Source organism: Clostridium septicum, assembly GCF_003606265.1.
Lineage (GTDB): Bacteria > Bacillota > Clostridia > Clostridiales > Clostridiaceae > Clostridium > Clostridium septicum.
Genome location: NZ_CP023671.1, coordinates 447,666 through 465,482, shown reverse-complemented (window position 1 = coordinate 465,482; position 17,817 = coordinate 447,666). Strand labels below are relative to the sequence as shown.

The window sequence follows — 17,817 nt, the reverse complement described above, 5'->3', positions numbered from 1 at the left end:
AAATAAATAAAAATTTATTTATTTGTAATAATTTTGACAAAATAAAATGTTAAAATTAAGACGATGTTGTTGTAAAAGGAAGTGAATAGGATATATAATATAATGGGGATAAGGAGGCATTAATATGAGTGAAAATAATACAAGCAGTGAAATGAAAAATACTAATAAGAAAAAGACGAGTAAGAAAAAAAAATCATTAATTATATTATTAAGCATAATTGCAGTAATAGCCATACTTTCAGCTACTGTAGTTGGATATTATTATAAACTTAGAAATCAAGTTTATACAAAATATACTCCAGAGCCAACAGCGGGAACTGATTATAAAGAAGTCGATGGGGTAACAAATGTATTATTAATTGGAACAGATGGAAGAACATTAGATGAGGCAGCTAGATCAGATACCATTATGATTGCCACTTTAGATAATAATAATAAAGTTATAAAATTAACATCTATAATGAGAGATACTTTAGTTAATATACCGGGATATGGTGAAGGGAAAATAAATGCAGCATTTGCTGTAGGAGCTGTAGAAGGTGGAGCTCAAGGTGGAGCTAAGCTTTTAATAGAAACTATAAGAGAAACTTTTAAAATAGATCTTAAAAAATATATAATTGTTAACTTCTGGGGATTCGAATCTATAATAGATGAAATAGGTGGAATAGAAGCAGATATAAAAGATTATGAAATAGAAGAATTAAACAACTATATAGGAGAGACTACAGAAACAGAGTCTGCATTAATAGAAAAAACAGGTGTTCAAAAATTAAATGGAGCACAAGCCCTTTCATATTCTAGAATTAGAAAAGTAGGAAATGGTAGTTATGAAAGAACAGAAAGACAAAGAAAAGTTTTAACACAAATTGCAACAAAATTAAAAGATGTTAGTCCTTTAAGATATGTTAGTATAGCAAATAGTATAGCAAAACATGTAAATACTAATATAGATATACCTGAAGCTTTAGACTTAGCATACACTATTTATAAATTACCAGATCTTAAGATAGAACAACTTCAAATGCCTCAAACAGAACTTATAGTTAGAGATGGAGAATTTAAAAATTTAGGTTGGGTATTACTTATTGATAAAGAACAAAACTCAAAAGTTTTACATGATTTTATATTTGAAAATAAGCTTCCTGATTCAAAAGAATATGATTATTATGCAATAGAAAGCTTAAAATCAACTTATGATGCAGAACATGAAAGGTACACGTCATTATATGGAACTGTATCTGAAGAAAATAATGATAAAAATTTAGATGATGATTTACCTTTAATTAGAGAACCAAAACCAGAAACAAATACAAATACAAATACTGATTCAGGAAATAACACTGATAAAAATCCACCAGTAACAGAACAAGAAAAACCATCAGAAAAACCACCAACAACAGAAGGTAATAAACCACAAATAACTCCACCAACAACAGAGGGTAATAAACCACAAATAACTCCACCAACAACAGAAGAAAATCCATCAGTATCAGAAAATGAAAAACCATCATCAAGTGGAGTAGAAAATAGTAGAAATGCTGTAACAAAAGTAAATAGATAAAAATGAATTTTTATAACTCCTCATATGAGGGGTTTTTTCTTTAAAATACTGTAAACATATAACATTTAATTATACATATATGTTATAATCTTTAATAAACATAATCATTAGGAGTGATGAAATGAGAAATTATTTATTAAATATTATTTTAACTGTTCCAGCTATATTAGTAGCTTTTACAGTTCAAGGGTATTCTAGAGCTTTAGTAGCTGATAAGCTTGGAGATAAAACACCAAGATTTCAAGGAAGATTAACTTTAAATCCGGCAGCACATATAGATCCAATAGGATTTATTATGATTTTATTAGTTCATTTTGGATGGACTAAACCTGTTGATACAAATCCTAATGCATATAAAAGAGGATATAAGGATGCTATAAAGGTAAGTATAGCAGCACCACTTGGAAATTTAATTATAGGTTTAATTTTTACATTTATATATGCTTTTTGGGCAGCGTTAGCTAAGTCATTGCCGACCAATTTTTACCTAACTGGTTTATCAATGTTACTTTACATAGCTGTAATAAATGTGAATCTATTTGTTTTTAATTTAATACCTCTTCCAGGACTTGCAGGATTTGACATATTAAGAGATTTATGGCCTAAAACATTTTATAAAGTTGCAGATACAATTTATCAGTATCAAATTCTTATATTAATGGGTGTTTTATTAATTGGTAGTAAATTAATATCAATTCCTTCAAGTCTAATATTTAATTTATTTACAAAAATAGCATTTAGTGTTGTAGGAATATTTTTATAGAATTTATAATTGAACATAAAAAAGGAGCTGTATCAAAATTATAATTTGCTAATTATTTTTGATATTTTCCAAACCAAAAAGCACATAGTAAGATTAAACGTTCTTACCATGTGCTTTTGTTATATCTACTTATATAATTTATTTTTCTTAAAGTACAAGCTATATTTTCTAGGAATAGTTATTTTAAGATAGCCCATTTTTGTTTATTAACCTTTTATTATAATAAGATCTCTATTATATACTTCTTTAAATCTGCTAGATGCCCTTAGAGCTTGACGTATTTCAAGTTCAACATCTATGTCAGACCATACAGTTAATTTAACTTCATTAGAGTCAAATTCAACATTTATATCTTTAATAGCACCAACCAAGCTTCTATCAAGGCCTTCAGAAATTTTTAGAAGTACTCCTATTTGAGCTATACATTTTAAATCAAGTTGATTTATAATAGTTGCAAAAGGTGGTAATGGAAGTTTATAGCTATTAAATCTATGAGATGCAGCAATTGCAGCACTCATTAAAAGCTCTTTATGGCTTAAGCCATTTATATAAGAGTGTAATATTACATAAAAAGAATGTTTATGGTGATCATAGTAATTTATACTAATACCACAATCATGTAGCATAGAAGCAGTTTTTACTATGTGGTAATATTTTTCTCCTAAATTATGAAGTGGTCTTAGTGAATCAAAAAGTTTTGATGTAATATCAAAAACATGTTTAGCATGACATTTATTAATGTTTAATGTATCTAATATACCATTAATACTATAATCTAAAATATCGTTATCTAGATTATAAGTTTTTTCTAAATAATCATACATTATACCTTCTCTTAAGCCACGTCCTGAAATTATTACATTACTTGCATTGGCAATTTTTACTATAGAACAAAATATAGCTGTACCACCAACAATAATGTCAGCTAATTCAAAATCAAGACCTTCAATTTTTTGTCTTTGTTTAAAATCTTTTGATTTTACTATATTAAAGATTTCTTGCACATCTATATCTGTTAATTCATAGTTGTGAGGGATATCAAAAGGGTAGCGTTTTCTTACCCTATCAATTTTACCTAAATTTCTAACTATTTCAGCAACGCCTATTACAGAATCAAATTTAGCTTCTTTAAACCATTCAATTGCATTTAAACTAGATTTTATAATATTAAGTGCATTATCTATACTATTTGGTAAAACTCTGTCATTTAAGTTGTGTTTAAATGTTAAGTTTACACTACCAAAAGGTAAAGTGGAACTTCTTATTATTTTATGATCTTTTATCCAGGCTATATGGGTTGCTGTGCCTGCAACTTCTACCATTAAAGAATTTTCAACATAGATACTTTTAGTTACCCCAAGATAATTTAGATATATCTCATCTTTGCAACTAAGAACATTAACCTCAATATCTAATTCTTTTTTTATAAGAGATATTAGTAAATCCTTGTTGTCTGCAGTTCTAAAGGATTCAGTAGCAACAGCAAAAATTTTAGTAACTCCAGATATAGTACATAATGATTTATAAGAGCGAAGAGTAGAAATGATTGAATTAATTTTATCCTTACATATTGAACAATCATTAACTAAATCATCGCATAATCTTATAGAGGTTTTAAGTTCATCTATAATTTTAAAATATCCGCCTTCTTCAACTTCTGTTAACATTAACCTTACAGAACTTGGACCAATATCAATAACACCAACTCTATTCATAAGAACTCCTTATTATAAATAATATTACTTTGGGAAAGACCCATAATTAAATATTATATCATTTTTTTTTTTATTCAAGAGATAAATGAAAAATATATATTAAATTTATAATTATAGTAATTATATGTATCTTTATTGGTTGACAATAAAAGTTATAATTATGTATAATAAGCTTATTAAGTTAAATTAAAAAATAGTCGAAGAAGAGAAGAGTATTATAATTGATGCTTTAAGCGAGTAGGGGATGGTGTAAGCTCTATAAGATAAATTATAAGAAGAGAGCCTTGGAGACATTTACTGAAATTAAGTAGGATAAATCGTAGTAGCTGCGTTAAAGCGTTAAGTGGCATTTTTTAATGCAATTAGAGTGGTACCGCGGATGTAGATCCGTCTCTTATATATATAAGAGACGGATTTTTTTATTAAAAGTATAGATACTGGGAGGAATAAAAATGGATTATAAAAAGAAAGTTGCAGAAGTGATAAAGCAACATGTTGATATGGATATTGAAACAATAGAAAAACTTTTAGAAATACCACCAAAACCTGAAATGGGAGATTATGCATTCCCATGTTTTCAATTGGCAAAGGCTTTTAGAAAAGCTCCTAATATGATAGCTGAAGAGCTAAGTTCTAAATTAGATAAAGAAGGGTTTGAAAATATAACAAATTTAGGACCATACATAAACTTTTTTGCAGATAAAAGTATATTTACAAAAAATACAATAGAAAAAGTATTAGAAGAAGGAGATGACTACGGTTCATCAAATATTGGAGAAGGAAAAACTGTTTGTGTTGAATATTCATCACCTAACATAGCAAAGCCTTTCCATGTAGGTCATCTATTTACTACAGCTATAGGTAATTCTTTATATAAACTATTTAAAAAAGAAGGATATACTGTAGAAGGTATTAATCATTTAGGAGACTGGGGCACACAATTTGGTAAGCTTATATCTGCTTATAAAAGATGGGGAAATGAAGAAGCGTTAGAAGAAAATGCAATAAACGAATTACTTAGAATATACGTTAAATTCCATGATGAAGCAGAAAAGAACCCAGAGTTAGAGGATGAAGGAAGAGCTTATTTTAAGGCTTTAGAAGATGGAGATAAAGAAGCAGAAGCTTTATGGAAGAGATTTAGAGATTTAAGCTTAAAAGAATTTGCTAGAGTTTACGATATATTTAATGTTAAATTTGATTCATATGCTGGAGAAGCATTCTATAATGATAAAATGGATGTTGTAGTTAATGAATTAAGAGAAAAGAGACTATTAGTTGAAAGTAACGGAGCTCAAGTTGTAATGCTTGATGAGTATAATATGCCTCCATGTATAGTTTTAAAAGCTGATGGTGCTTCAATATATGCAACTAGAGATTTAGCAGCAGCTATGTATAGGAAGAAAACATATGATTTTGATAAGTGTGTATATGTAGTTGGAACACCACAAGCGTTACATTTTAAGCAAGTATTTAAGGTTTTAGAGCTTGCAGGACATGAGTGGGCAAAGGATTGCGTTCATGTAGGATTTGGATTAGTTAAATTTGCAGATAGAAAACTTTCAACTAGAAAAGGTGAAATAGTTTTATTAGATGATTTAATAAGAGAGTCAGTAGATAAGACATTAGAAGTAATAAATGAAAAAAATCCTAATCTTGAAAATAAAGAAGAAGTAGCTAAGAAAATAGGTGTTGGAGCTTTAGTGTTTACTTATTTAAAAAATTCAAGAGAAAAGGATATAGTTTTTGACTGGAAAGAAATGCTTTCATTTGAAGGGGAAACAGGACCATATGTTCAATATTCATATGCAAGAGCTAACAGCATATTACAAAGAGCTGGAGAGCTTAAAGGGGTAGCAGATTATTCTAAGCTTATTTCAAAGGAAGAGTTTGAATTAGTTAAGACTTTAGAAAACTTCAATAAACAAATTCATTTATCAGTAGAAAAGTTAGAACCTTCAGTTGTTACTAGATATGTTATAGATGTTGCAAAGGCATTTAATAAATTCTATAATGCACATTCTGTATTAAATTTAGAAGATGAAACATTAAAAGAAGCTAGATTGAAGTTAGTAGAAGCTAGTTGTCAAGTAATAAAAAATGCATTAGCTCTATTAGGAATAGAAGTAGTGGAAAAGATGTAACAAAAAGGGGTGTATAACATCCCTTTTATAGTATAAAAATTTAATAATAACAAGACTAAAACATTAGTTTATGATATAATCAAATATAAAATAATATAGAAAGGTGGACAGTTTGTGTTTAAAAATATAAAACATAAAGATTTAGTAATAGCAATTGTTATGGCCATTATAATAGGGATTGTTGGGTATAAAATTATAGATAATTATAGATACTTTTTTAATATATTAGGTAGATTATTATCATTATGTGTACCATTTATTTATGGGCTTGTCATAGCATATATACTAAACCCTTTAGTAAAGTTGTTAGAAAGAAGGTTTAAACTTAAAAAGGGTATTGCTATATTGTCAACTTATGCATTGATAATAAGTATTTTTACATTAATAGCCTTTTATTGGATACCTAGTGTTGTAGAAAGTGCTATAGATCTTACGAAAGATATTCCAAGTTATATTTTATCAATGCAAAATTGGATAAATGATGTATTAAGTAATCAGAACATAAAAGATATTATAGTTTCTACAGGTACTATGGATACTGTTAATGGAATAATTTCACAAGTTGGAGCTTTTACAGTAAGTTTATTGGAAGGATCATTTTCATATGTATTTTCAATATCAAGTAACTTACTTAAATTTGTACTTGGAATAATGATATCAGTATATGTGTTAGTAGATAAAGAGAGATTACTAAAAGGTACTAAGAGAATCTTGTTTATAATATTAAAGGAGGAAAAATCTAAAAAATTTATAGAGTTTATAAGAATTTATCATCATATGATAGGAACTTATATAGGGATAAAAGCTATAGATTCCTCTATTATAGGCTTTATGGCCTTTATATTACTAAATTTAGTTAAGTCAGAATATGCATTGCTTCTAGCTTTTATAGTTGGATTAACTAATATGATTCCTTATTTTGGGCCTTTTATTGGAGAGGCAGTAGGATTCTTATTTAATATATTTGTATCTCCAACAAAAGCATTTACTGTATTTTTAGTACTTTTATCACTTCAATTATTTGATGGTTGGTACCTTGATCCTAAACTAATAGGTGGTAAAGTAGGAGTTAGACCAGTTTTTATAATACTAGGAGTTGTGGTTGGTGGAGGTTTCTTCGGACCTATAGGAATGCTTTTAGCTTCTCCTACAGTTGCTACAGTGAAATTTTACATAAATAGATTAATGGATAGAAATAAAGAATTAGTAGATATAGCAGATAAAGCATAAAAATAAAGGTAGGAAGTAATTACTTTCTACCTTTATTTTTGTCGTTGTACATAGGACAATGTGATGAACAATTGCCACAATTACAACCACCTTTAGAGGATTTTCTTACATTTTTATAAATTATGTATGCTGAAAATCCTATAATAGCAACTGTTATAACAATTTCCATAAAATCTCCTTTAATTAAAGAGCTAACATTAAAAGTTAGCTCTTACTTATATAAATATTTTTCCGATATTAAATACTATAAATGAAACTACCCAGGCAAGAATTAATTGATATCCTATAGAAAATAAAGTAAATTTAGTTCCATATTCTTTTTTCATTGCACCAAGTACTGAAATACAAGGAGTATATAATAAAACAAATACTAAGAAGGAAAGCGCTGATATTGCATTAAAATGTAATGGTAACATAGCAGCTAAATCCCCAGCAAAAATTACTTCCATTGAAGCTACAACAGTTTCTTTAGCAAGTAATCCTGTTAAAAGTGAAACAGAACTTTGCCAATTTCCAAAACCTAGTGGCTTAAATATAGGAGAAAGAACTCCACCGATAGATGCTAGGATACTATCATTAACATCTACCATACCACTTAAGTTAAAGTTTGATAATACCCAGATAACAACACTCATAGCAAAAATAATAGTTCCTGCTTTAATTAAGAAACTTTTTGCTTTTTCATAAACTTGTTTTAATATGTTTTTAAGAGAAGGCATTTTATATTCAGGTAATTCGATTATAAATGGCTCTTCATCTTTTTTAAATATAGTATTCTTAAATAGTATACCCAATATAAATGCTAATATTACACCTAATAAATAAAGTCCAGCAACTACTAATCCAACATAATTAGGAAAGAAAACCGATGCAAATATAGCATAAACAGGTAATCTTGCATTACAACTCATTAAAGGAACTAATAATGCTGTTAATTTTCTATCTTTTTCGCTTTCTAATGTTCTAGCAGACATTATAGCAGGAACAGTACAACCAAATCCTACTATCATAGGAATAAAGGCTTTACCTGAAAGCCCCATTTTTCTCATTAATTTGTCCATTATAAAAGCAACTCTAGCCATATATCCACTATCTTCTAATATTGATATACAAGCAAACAAGGCAAGTATAATTGGTAAAAGTACTAGGATTCCTCCAACCCCTGCAATAATACCATCAACAATTAATGATTGGAACCAATGACTTGTACCAGATAATAAATCAGATACAAATGGTAAAAAAGATTCGTTTAGCATTTCATCTAACATATCAGATAATGGTTGTCCAACCCAAGCAAATGTAATTTGAAACATTGCAGCCATTATCGATATAAATATTGGGTATGCAAGCCAAGGATTTAATAAAATATTATCTAATTTATCTTTCAGTGCATAATCAACTTTACCACTAGTATGACTACATTTTTTTAATAAATCCTCTATAAAAGCATAAGCCTCTTTTTCACTATTGAACTGATAATCATTATCGCTATTATCTCTTAAAAAATTATCAGATTTTAATGCATTCTTTATGTCATCCAATCCTTCTTCTTTAAAGGCTATAATTGGTATAACAGTTACATTTAAAAGTTCTGATAGTTTATTATAATCAATATCTATACCTTTCTTTTTAGCTACATCAATCATATTAACAGCTAAAATTATAGGTTTATTAAATTGTTTTAATTGAGTAGTTAAATATAAATTTCTATCAATATTTGAGGCATCAATTATATTTAATATTAAATCAACTTCATCTGTTTCTAAAAAACTCTTAGAAACTTTCTCCTCATTTGAATAGGTATCCATTGCATAAATACCTGGAAGGTCAACTATTTTAATATCATTAAAATAACCTTCTTTTTTATCTACGGTAACACCAGCCCAATTTCCAACTCTTTGAGTAGATCCTGTTAAGCTATTAAACAATGTAGTTTTTCCTACATTTGGATTACCAAGTAATGCTACAGTTTTCATGTCTTATCCCCCTAATTAAAGTGTTAAAAATATATTTTTGGCATCCTTTTTTCTTATAGCTAAGTCAAATCCTCTTAAATTAACAATTATAGGATCTCCAAGAGGAGCTATTCTTTTTAATTCTATTTCAGTGCCTTCAATACAACCTAAAGCAAATAATCTTTTTGCAAGTCTATCATCACCTTTAATAGATTCTATTTTACCTTTTTCACCTAATTTTAAATCACATATACACATTTCTACACCTCATATTGAAAATCATTATCATATATACATATTATATAATATCAAAATCATAAAAAATAGTCAACAGTTTTGACAAAAAGTGATAATAATTTTTGACGATTAAGGATAAAATAATAAGTTATAATTTTATTAACATCTGGATTTAAAAGTTAATATTATAGTATTAAGGTAATTAAACATAAAAATTTTAACATTAGAATAAAAGATGCTATAATTAAATAGTATTATAAAGAAACAATTAATCATTAAAAGGTGATAATAAAGAGGAAGAAAGAGTGGTATTGTGATAATTCGTGAAAATATAGTAGAGGTTAGTGATATATCTGAGGAATTTATTCTTAAAACTGATAAGATAAATCGAAGGCAAGATGAGCTTATATTCTTTGATTTAGAACATTATGTTTATAAAAAACCTAAATGTATAGGAGTTTTTGGCGCTTGTATATTTAATAATGATGATAAAAAACTTCATGTAACTCAATATATGATAGAAAATAAAAGTGAAGTAGTAGATATACTTATTTTAGCTAGAAGATATTTTATAGACATGAAAAAACATGGTAAAAACTCTATAGTTACTTTTTCGGGAAATAATGATTTTACTGTAATAAATTATTTGTTCAAAAAGTATAATATACAATATGATTTTTCTAAGGAGTTTCAAGATATTGATATTCAAAGAGAGTATGAACGGGTTTATGGACATTCAATAGGGCTTAAAAATCTTGAGAAAGTTTTTGAAATATTTAGGGAGGGAGAACTTATAAGCGGTTCTAACTTAGCTAAAACATTTCACAAGGTTTTAAAAGATAGAGAATATATTTTGAGAATGCCTAAGAAAAAGGTTGAGAATATACTTCTTTATAATGAACAGGATGTTACAAATCTTTATAATATTTTTACTCTATGGAATAAGTTTATAATAGAAACTACAGAGATTAAGGATGATGAAGAAGAAACTAAAATAGATAAAGAAAATGATAATGATAAATTAGTTGATAATGTAAATGAAAAATATGACACAAAAGAAGAAAAAATAGTGGATGATATTTACATTAAAAATAAAGAAGTTAGTGGATTAGAAGAAAAAGATAATATCCAATTGAAAGAGTTAGTTAACGAAGGCATATAGATAAAGAAAAATAAAAGTTTAAAAATTAATTGTTTTAAGAAGAAGTTCTTAAATGATAGATGCTCCCTAAAATTTAGGGAGCATCTATCATTTATTTATTAATTTTTGAAATCTTATTTCCATCAGATGAAAGAACTATATTTCCATCAGTATCAGTTCTATATACTGTAGTTTTCTTTTCTTTTAAAAGATTGATAGTCTCTTTATGTGGATGACCATATTTATTGTCACTAGCAAGAGTAATTACAGCAATTGATGGATTAACAGCATTAAAAAATTCTTTAGATGTTGAAGTAGAAGAACCATGATGGCCAAGTTTTAAAACATCAGCTTCAATGTTATAATTTTTAGATAAAACTTCTTTTTCAGATTTCTTTTCAGCATCTCCTGTAAATAAGAAAGAGTTTTTACCATACTCTACTTTAATAATTGGAGAGTAGTCATTTAAGTCATCATAAGTAGCGCTATTAGGGGCTACTACTGAAACTTTTGTATTTTCTCCAAGATCTATAGATTTTGTACCGGCTTTTATAGTAGTTATTTTAAGATTTTTACTAGCTAAAGCCTCTATCATTTTTTCAAACGTTTTAGTAGTATGTTCAACTTTTGGAGCATAAAATTTATCTACGTCATATTTTTTTATGACATCAGCCATATTTCCTATATGATCTTCATGTGGATGTGTAGCAACTACATAATCAAGTTTAGTAATTTTTTGAGATTCTAAATATGAGAATAATTTATCCTTTCCATCTCTAGGACCACAGTCAATTAACATATTTTTATTATTAACTTGTATTAATATTGAATCACCTTGCCCAACATCTATATAATGCACTTTCATATCTTTGGTATTATCTGTATTAGATGGTGAATTTATGTTACATCCTACAAAAACAAAACAAAATACTAACAGAAAAAGTGATAAGATTGATAATTTCTTTTTCAAATAAAATACCTCCATTTACTAATTATAAGACTTAAATAAGTTTAACATTATATGCATATAATGAAAAGAGAAACTTACAATTGAAGAATATTTTTCTTATTAGTATAATAGCATTAGATAAATATAATAAGAGTTATGGAGGAAAAGATTGTGAGATTTTATAAAGGAATACATTATATATTATATATGATAGTATTGAGATTAAAGGCAATTAAGCTTTGGTTTATAAGAAAAACCAAGGGAGTTGATGCTGGATATGAATATAGTGCAAAAGTAGGAAGAGATTGGGCAAATTATACTATAAATAAAGCTATAGAAATGAATGTAACAATAAAGGGAAAGGAAAATATACCAGAGAGAGCTTGTTGTTTTATAGGAAATCATACTAGTATTTTGGATATACCTTTATTAATGGATTCAGCAGGAAGAGCTATGGGATTTATAGCAAAAAAAGAAATGTTAAAAACACCAGTTATAGGTTATTGGATGCAACAATATCATTGTGTGCCGTTGGATAGAGAAAATGCAAGGTCGGCTATAAAAGTAATACAACAAGGAGCAGAAAATATTAAAAATGGATATAGTATGTGTATATTTCCAGAGGGTACAAGAAGTAAAGATGGTAAACTTCAAGAATTTAAGAAGGGAAGCTTAAAACTTGCAACTAAAGCTAAAGCGCCTATAGTACCAGTAGCTATAGATAGAGCTTATAGAGCTTTTGAAATAGATAGGAAATTTAAGTCAATAGACATAACAATAACATTTTGTGAGCCAATATATACAGAAAATTTAACAAGAGATGAAGAAAAAGAGCTTGCGATGAGAGTTAGAAATATAATAGAAAAAGCATTAAAACAATAATAGTATTACATAATAAACCTATAAGATTAAGTTCTTATAGGTTTATTTATTATAAAAAATGAATATTGAATTAATTATAAAATATAGTATTGAAAATAAAAATGTTCGAGCAGATAAGAAATAAAAATAAAAAAATGATAAAATATTTCGATAAAATTAATAAATAAATAATTACCTACAGAATAAATTTGCAGTGTATATGTTTTCATAAGGAAAATACATAGAATTTAATAATAATTTGTGAAAAATGCAAAATCATCCTTTAAAAAATTGCATAAAATATGTTATAATGCAATTGTTAAGGTCAAAAATAATAAAAAATGAAATATTTGATTAACATAAAATTCATAAAGGGGGCAAATTATGCGTAAAGAGTTTTCCATGAGTAATGATAAAATATTAATAAACTTTACAGCTAAATATTGTAATAATTTTGAAACGTTATTAGAAAGTGAAGGATTTAGAAGGGTTTTAGAAAGTTATTTAAGAATTTCTAAAGATAGATTGTCTTTAAGCTGGAAATATTTAAGAAAGGGTTTAGAGACAGAGGACGTTTGTGAAATTAGAAAAAATATAGCTAGAATATGTAAGTATTGTACGGTTATGAGTGTTGAAGAAATAGTAGAAGCTAATCCGAATTATAAAAATCTTTTTGAAGATAAAGATAGATTTATATCATTTATAGAAGATTTTTATCTGTTTTGGAGAAGATTAGAAAGATATACTATAATTAATAGTGATAAAGTTCAACAAGGTTTAGCAGCTGTAAGTTTTACAGAAGCTAACTCAGGATTTTCTAATTTAGTATTAAAGCTATATAGAAAAATAGAGAAAAATGTATTAGGATATAAACCAAAAGTATTTAGACAAATTCCTGCTGGAGGAAATTCTTCAATAATGATTAATAAAGTCTTATGGCCAATGCCAAAGGGATATGAGGCATTAGAAGATATTCACTTTATTGACAGTATATTATTAGAAACTCCTTTTATAACTTATCCTAAAAAGAATACGAGAAGTGGAATGTTTTCAGAAGTAACAGAAAATCCTCTAAGATATGCTACCTTAAATAAGGATCATTGGTTTTGTTATCCTGCAAAGGTAGGTGAATTGCTTGCATTTATTTATTTCCATAGAGATTTTATGGAGCATGGAATTACTTTATGTAATCTCTTTGAAATGGCAAGAAGCGATGAATATAGAGGTAGAAAACCAGATTTAGTTTATGTATTTGGTGCTAAGGATGATGATGGAGAGCTTAAAACTGTATTCTATAATGATGAAAAAAATGATATTATGCTTGGGTATGTTAATCATTCAGAAGAGATAGATTACTTTGGATATATGAAGAAAATGACATTAACTCTTCATAATCTAGTTATGATAAAAAGAGGATACCTTCCAATTCATGGAGCTATGGTTAATATAGAATTAAAAGATGGAAAGCAAGCTAATGTTGTAATTATGGGAGATAGCGGAGCAGGTAAATCAGAGAGTTTAGAAGCCTTTAGAACATTAAGTGAAGACTATATAAGTGATATGACTATTATATTTGATGATATGGGAACATTTAAAAATTTAAATGGAGAAGTATATGGATATGGTACAGAAATTGGAGCTTTTGTAAGGTTAGACGATTTAGATCAAGGATATGCATTTAAAGAAATGGATAGAAGTATATTTATGAATCCAGATAAAATTAATGCAAGATTAGTTATGCCAGTAGCTCCATATAAGGAAATAATTAAAGGATATAAAGTAGATTTATTCTTGTATGCTAATAACTATACTAAAGTTGAAGAAGGAGAAACTTCAATAGAATATTTTAAGACTCCTGAAGATGCCATAAAAGTATTTAAATCTGGTGCTAGAATGGCAAAAGGAACTACTTCAGAAACAGGATTAGTTGAAAGTTACTTTGCAAATCCATTTGGACCAGCTCAAAAGCAAAAAGAAACAGACAAATTAATAGAAAAATATTTTAATGTTATGTTTAAAGAAAAAGTAAAGGTTGGTCAAATAAAAACTTGTTTAGCAGTTAAAGGACAAGAAAAGACTGGACCAAGAGCAGCAGCTTTAGAGTTATTTGAAATAATAAAAAATCTTTAGTTTATTAATAAAAGACTATCATATAAATGATAGTCTTTTTTGTGTGACTCATATTTTAGTTTGAATTTACTGAACTATCTTTTGCAAAAAATGATAGTGAGTAAAGTCCAGCTAGCCCAACAAGAGCATACACAACTCTGCTGAACATAGTCATTGTTCCAAATAGAGCAGCCACAAGATCAAATTGGAAAAAACCTATAAGTCCCCAATTTACGGCTCCTACTATAACTAAAATAAGTGCTATAATGTCTAAAAATTTCATAAAAAACACTCCTTTTATAATAGGTTTCAATAAATAGATTAACCTAAAGGAGTGTTTTTTATGCAAAAATATTAAATTGATATATTTCTATCAATAGGTTGTTCAAGAGAGATAAAAGTATCTGTTCTTTGAATACCACTTATAGAATTAATTTTATTTAATAATATATCTTGAAGGTCTGATATATTTTTACAGATAACTTTAGCAAATATTGAATAGTTTCCAGTAGTTAAGTGCAATTCGACAACTTCTTTTATTTGAGATAGCTCTCCAAAAACTGAAGAGAAAGATTCTGTTTTATCAACATATATTCCAACAAAGCAACATACATCATATCCAAGCTTTGGAAGATTTAGCAGAATTCTCGTACCTTTTATTATTCCAAGTTCCTCCATTTTTTTCATTCTTACGTGAATAGTACCACCACTAACATGACAAATTCTAGCTATCTCTAAATAAGGAGTTCTACAGTCCTTTATTAATAAATCTAATATTTGAAGATCTAGTTCGTCTAATTGATAGGTTTGATTTAAACCCATATAATCACCCCTCGTAATGATTTTATAATTACTTTTTTATTTTATCAAAAAAATAAGCAAAATAGAAGAAAAAAAAGTAAAAGAAATGAAAATAAATTTGATATTTTGATAAAAAAGTTAATAAAATCAAAAAAATGTAAATTAAAACCGTTTTTTTATAAATGAATTTATATTTATGACAGTTGTTACAAATATTTAAAATATATATTACTTGAAAGTAAATGAGATTTCTTTTAATATATAATTATAGGTGAATAGAGGAGGATAAGAGATATGATGAATATATTAGTTATGATAGTATATTTTGCAATTATGTTAGCAGCAATTATGTTAATGTTCACATTAGGAAGAAAATATGTTTTTTCAAAATTTAGAGTTAATAAATGGGTATTACTAGGTATATCAGTTGTATTATTTGCCGTTCAATTTTTCTTGAAATTAACAAATCCATGGCTTAGTATACTTTTTACTTTAGTTATAGTATGGTTCTTTGTATGGTTCTTAGATATTCAAGCTACAGGTGGACCTAAGAAGCAAGAAAAGAAGATACAAATTAGACCTAAAGCTAAACCAAATAGAGTAAAACATATGCAAGATCAAAAAGATAAATAGTATTAACATATAATAAAAAGAGTTGTATAATTTACAACTCTTTTTTCATTTATGTTATTTAAGTGTTACCTAGTATATCTTCATTTGAAGTAACAAAAATTGGAGAGCTAATGGCAATACGATTATTTTCTTCAATAACTTTTATAACGTACCAACTTTCGCTCTCTTCACGTTTATGTTCATATATATATTTTATATGATTTAAATTAATTTCATCTATACTTTTAACTAAAGTATTTTTATTAGTTATTATACAAATTTCTTTTATTCTATATCTAATATCTTCAGCAAAAATCATAAATTTTAATTTGTTATCAGAAACAACAATAGTTTCACCCATAAAATTATCATTTATAGTAAAATAAAATTTCAAAAATCTAGATTCAGTTGAATAAGTACGCATAGACCTAAAGGAATCTACTAAAGCTTCCTTAGAAAGTTCATTTCCGATATAAACAGTTAGGTTTTCAGAATCTCCAAAGTTCATTTTATGATTATCTTGTCCATTTATAGCTCCAAGTTTCCAGCCTACATCAAGTAATCCAAAATAATATCTATCATGTCTAGTATATTTAGCAGCTGGATTACCATTACCTACTTCTATTGAGGTAATTAATTTATTTAAAATTGGGTTATATGTTAAATTTCGAATATTCTTATGAGGATGATTTATTGATATAAAAGCATCAGGATTGTTTAACATCCATAATAAAATTATTTTAATGTCCTTTACTATTCCAGTAAAAAATGTTGATGAATTTATTATATTTAAATCACCATAATAGCTAGTTTTACATTCGAATCCAACAAGAGGTAAGAATTCCTCATATTTCTTTTTTAATTTTGATGCATAATAATGGGTACCTTGCCAACGGGTATATATTTCATCTTTGATAGATACTTTATTAGAAAGAAAAGAGTTATGATCTGTTATAAACATAAAATTAAGACCAGATTTTCTTCCATACTCGTAGGCTTCTAAAGGGTTACCTTTACCAGTAGAAAAATTAGTATGGCAATGAGGAATACCATAATAAAACTTTAAATCATTTTGATTAAATACTTTAATTTCTTTACGTTTCTTTTTTCCCAAAATAAGCCCCTCTTAAATTATTATTCATTATATATATAGTATTAAATCACTAGAAATAATGACAATAATATTATTGAATGTTAAAATAAGTTTAAGTTTATAAGGAGTTGATATGGATGATTAAAAATTTTCAAGGTAAAGAACCTAAAATACATAAAACTTGCTATATATCAGAAAGTGTTGATATAATAGGGGAAGTTGTTATTGGAGAAAATTCTAATATTTGGTTTGGAACAAGAGCTAGAGGAGATATGAATAAAATTTCTATAGGGGAAAATACTAATATTCAAGAAAACTCAGTTGTTCATGTAGATACAGATTTTCCAACAATTATTGGAGATAATGTAACAGTAGGGCATGGTGCTATAATTCACGGATGTGAAATTTCAGATAATGTTTTAATAGGAATGGGAAGTATAATATTAAATGGAGCTAAAATATCTAAAAATACTATTGTTGCAGCAGGTTCTTTAGTATCACAGGGAAAGACTTTTAAAGAAGGTGTACTTTTAATGGGAAGTCCAGCAAAAGTTGTTAGAGATCTTACAAAAGAAGAAATAAATAGTATTCAAACTTCAGCAAATAATTATGTAGCTTTAAGTAAGAAGTATTTATAAGGAGGAGG

Annotated in this window: 17 protein-coding genes and 1 other annotated feature; of the genes, 9 read left to right on the top strand and 8 right to left on the bottom strand. The window is 27.2% G+C overall.

Annotation, left to right across the window (positions count from 1 at the left end):
* Positions 1–124: 124 nt before the first annotated feature.
* The gene (locus tag CP523_RS02010; RefSeq protein WP_066678894.1) at positions 125–1,561 is read left to right on the top strand and encodes an LCP family protein; all 1,437 of its coding nucleotides are present in this window, start codon (positions 125–127) and stop codon (positions 1,559–1,561) included.
* Positions 1,562–1,682: 121 nt separating this feature from the next.
* Entirely contained in the window at positions 1,683–2,324 is a 642-nt protein-coding gene (locus CP523_RS02005; RefSeq protein WP_066678896.1) for a site-2 protease family protein, read from the top strand.
* 206 nt (positions 2,325–2,530) lie between these two features.
* On the opposite strand, the gene CP523_RS02000 is transcribed toward CP523_RS02005, so the two are convergent.
* A complete protein-coding gene (locus CP523_RS02000) occupies positions 2,531–4,039 on the bottom strand; it encodes a Ppx/GppA phosphatase family protein (protein ID WP_066678252.1) in 1,509 nt (502 codons plus the stop codon).
* A gap of 191 nt (positions 4,040–4,230) precedes the next feature.
* Positions 4,231–4,437 (top strand) — a binding site (T-box leader).
* Positions 4,438–4,491: 54 nt separating this feature from the next.
* Between CP523_RS02000 and argS the strand changes: the two genes are divergently transcribed.
* Together argS and CP523_RS01990 are read left to right on the top strand one after the other, a co-directional pair.
* Positions 4,492–6,183 (top strand): arginine--tRNA ligase, encoded by a 1,692-nt coding sequence (gene argS / locus CP523_RS01995; protein ID WP_066678254.1) that lies wholly within the window; start codon positions 4,492–4,494, stop codon positions 6,181–6,183.
* A gap of 114 nt (positions 6,184–6,297) precedes the next feature.
* Positions 6,298–7,413, top strand: coding sequence for an AI-2E family transporter (locus tag CP523_RS01990; RefSeq protein ID WP_227909588.1), 1,116 nt, complete (start codon positions 6,298–6,300; stop codon positions 7,411–7,413).
* 19 nt (positions 7,414–7,432) lie between these two features.
* Here the strand turns inward: CP523_RS01990 and CP523_RS01985 are convergent, their stop codons facing one another.
* From CP523_RS01985 to CP523_RS01975, 3 genes are read right to left on the bottom strand one after another with little or no spacing between them, the layout of a single operon-like run.
* Entirely contained in the window at positions 7,433–7,582 is a 150-nt protein-coding gene (locus CP523_RS01985) for a FeoB-associated Cys-rich membrane protein (RefSeq protein ID WP_083089606.1), read from the bottom strand.
* 46 nt (positions 7,583–7,628) lie between these two features.
* Positions 7,629–9,389 (bottom strand): ferrous iron transport protein B, encoded by a 1,761-nt coding sequence (feoB, locus tag CP523_RS01980; protein WP_066678256.1) that lies wholly within the window; start codon positions 9,387–9,389, stop codon positions 7,629–7,631.
* 15 nt (positions 9,390–9,404) lie between these two features.
* The gene (locus CP523_RS01975; RefSeq protein WP_066678258.1) at positions 9,405–9,626 is read right to left on the bottom strand and encodes a FeoA family protein; all 222 of its coding nucleotides are present in this window, start codon (positions 9,624–9,626) and stop codon (positions 9,405–9,407) included.
* Positions 9,627–9,918: 292 nt separating this feature from the next.
* Here CP523_RS01975 and CP523_RS01970 point away from each other — a divergent pair, with 292 nt between their 5' ends.
* Positions 9,919–10,767: a ribonuclease H-like domain-containing protein gene (locus CP523_RS01970; protein WP_066678260.1), complete on the top strand. Its 849-nt coding sequence runs from the start codon at positions 9,919–9,921 to the stop codon at positions 10,765–10,767.
* A gap of 91 nt (positions 10,768–10,858) precedes the next feature.
* Here the strand turns inward: CP523_RS01970 and CP523_RS01965 are convergent, their stop codons facing one another.
* Complete coding sequence (locus CP523_RS01965) at positions 10,859–11,731, bottom strand: ComEC/Rec2 family competence protein (protein WP_066678261.1); 873 nt, start codon at positions 11,729–11,731, stop codon at positions 10,859–10,861.
* A 135-nt stretch (positions 11,732–11,866) separates the two neighbouring features.
* Between CP523_RS01965 and CP523_RS01960 the strand changes: the two genes are divergently transcribed.
* Together CP523_RS01960 and CP523_RS01955 are read left to right on the top strand one after the other, a co-directional pair.
* Entirely contained in the window at positions 11,867–12,577 is a 711-nt protein-coding gene (locus tag CP523_RS01960; RefSeq protein WP_227909589.1) for a lysophospholipid acyltransferase family protein, read from the top strand.
* Between the two features lie 363 nt (positions 12,578–12,940).
* Positions 12,941–14,686, top strand: coding sequence for a phosphoenolpyruvate carboxykinase (locus CP523_RS01955; protein WP_066678265.1), 1,746 nt, complete (start codon positions 12,941–12,943; stop codon positions 14,684–14,686).
* Positions 14,687–14,741: 55 nt separating this feature from the next.
* Here CP523_RS01955 and CP523_RS01950 read toward each other — a convergent pair whose 3' ends face one another.
* Both CP523_RS01950 and CP523_RS01945 read right to left on the bottom strand, forming a co-directional pair.
* Positions 14,742–14,948 carry a DUF378 domain-containing protein gene (locus CP523_RS01950; protein WP_066678270.1) on the bottom strand — a complete coding sequence of 69 codons (207 nt, stop codon included), beginning with the start codon at positions 14,946–14,948 and terminating at the stop codon, positions 14,742–14,744.
* Between the two features lie 71 nt (positions 14,949–15,019).
* On the bottom strand, positions 15,020–15,487 hold the full coding sequence (locus tag CP523_RS01945; RefSeq protein ID WP_066678272.1) for an Lrp/AsnC ligand binding domain-containing protein: 468 nt from the start codon (positions 15,485–15,487) through the stop codon (positions 15,020–15,022).
* Between the two features lie 273 nt (positions 15,488–15,760).
* Here CP523_RS01945 and CP523_RS01940 point away from each other — a divergent pair, with 273 nt between their 5' ends.
* Positions 15,761–16,099 carry a hypothetical protein gene (locus tag CP523_RS01940; protein ID WP_227909590.1) on the top strand — a complete coding sequence of 113 codons (339 nt, stop codon included), beginning with the start codon at positions 15,761–15,763 and terminating at the stop codon, positions 16,097–16,099.
* A gap of 58 nt (positions 16,100–16,157) precedes the next feature.
* On the opposite strand, the gene CP523_RS01935 is transcribed toward CP523_RS01940, so the two are convergent.
* Complete coding sequence (locus CP523_RS01935; RefSeq protein WP_120140453.1) at positions 16,158–17,192, bottom strand: CehA/McbA family metallohydrolase; 1,035 nt, start codon at positions 17,190–17,192, stop codon at positions 16,158–16,160.
* A 116-nt stretch (positions 17,193–17,308) separates the two neighbouring features.
* Here CP523_RS01935 and CP523_RS01930 point away from each other — a divergent pair, with 116 nt between their 5' ends.
* Positions 17,309–17,809: a gamma carbonic anhydrase family protein gene (locus CP523_RS01930; protein ID WP_066678279.1), complete on the top strand. Its 501-nt coding sequence runs from the start codon at positions 17,309–17,311 to the stop codon at positions 17,807–17,809.
* Positions 17,810–17,817 lie beyond the last annotated feature (8 nt).

Coding starts and splice junctions, on each gene's coding strand:
- CP523_RS02010 (WP_066678894.1), top strand. CDS start 125: ATGAGTGAAAATAATACAAGCAGTGAAATGAAAAATACTAATAAGAAA.
- CP523_RS02005 (WP_066678896.1), top strand. CDS start 1,683: ATGAGAAATTATTTATTAAATATTATTTTAACTGTTCCAGCTATATTA.
- CP523_RS02000 (WP_066678252.1), bottom strand. CDS start 4,039: ATGAATAGAGTTGGTGTTATTGATATTGGTCCAAGTTCTGTAAGGTTA.
- argS (WP_066678254.1), top strand. CDS start 4,492: ATGGATTATAAAAAGAAAGTTGCAGAAGTGATAAAGCAACATGTTGAT.
- CP523_RS01985 (WP_083089606.1), bottom strand. CDS start 7,582: ATGGAAATTGTTATAACAGTTGCTATTATAGGATTTTCAGCATACATA.
- feoB (WP_066678256.1), bottom strand. CDS start 9,389: ATGAAAACTGTAGCATTACTTGGTAATCCAAATGTAGGAAAAACTACA.
- CP523_RS01975 (WP_066678258.1), bottom strand. CDS start 9,626: ATGTGTATATGTGATTTAAAATTAGGTGAAAAAGGTAAAATAGAATCT.
- CP523_RS01965 (WP_066678261.1), bottom strand. CDS start 11,731: ATGGAGGTATTTTATTTGAAAAAGAAATTATCAATCTTATCACTTTTT.
- CP523_RS01955 (WP_066678265.1), top strand. CDS start 12,941: ATGCGTAAAGAGTTTTCCATGAGTAATGATAAAATATTAATAAACTTT.
- CP523_RS01950 (WP_066678270.1), bottom strand. CDS start 14,948: ATGAAATTTTTAGACATTATAGCACTTATTTTAGTTATAGTAGGAGCC.
- CP523_RS01945 (WP_066678272.1), bottom strand. CDS start 15,487: ATGGGTTTAAATCAAACCTATCAATTAGACGAACTAGATCTTCAAATA.
- CP523_RS01940 (WP_227909590.1), top strand. CDS start 15,761: ATGATGAATATATTAGTTATGATAGTATATTTTGCAATTATGTTAGCA.
- CP523_RS01930 (WP_066678279.1), top strand. CDS start 17,309: ATGATTAAAAATTTTCAAGGTAAAGAACCTAAAATACATAAAACTTGC.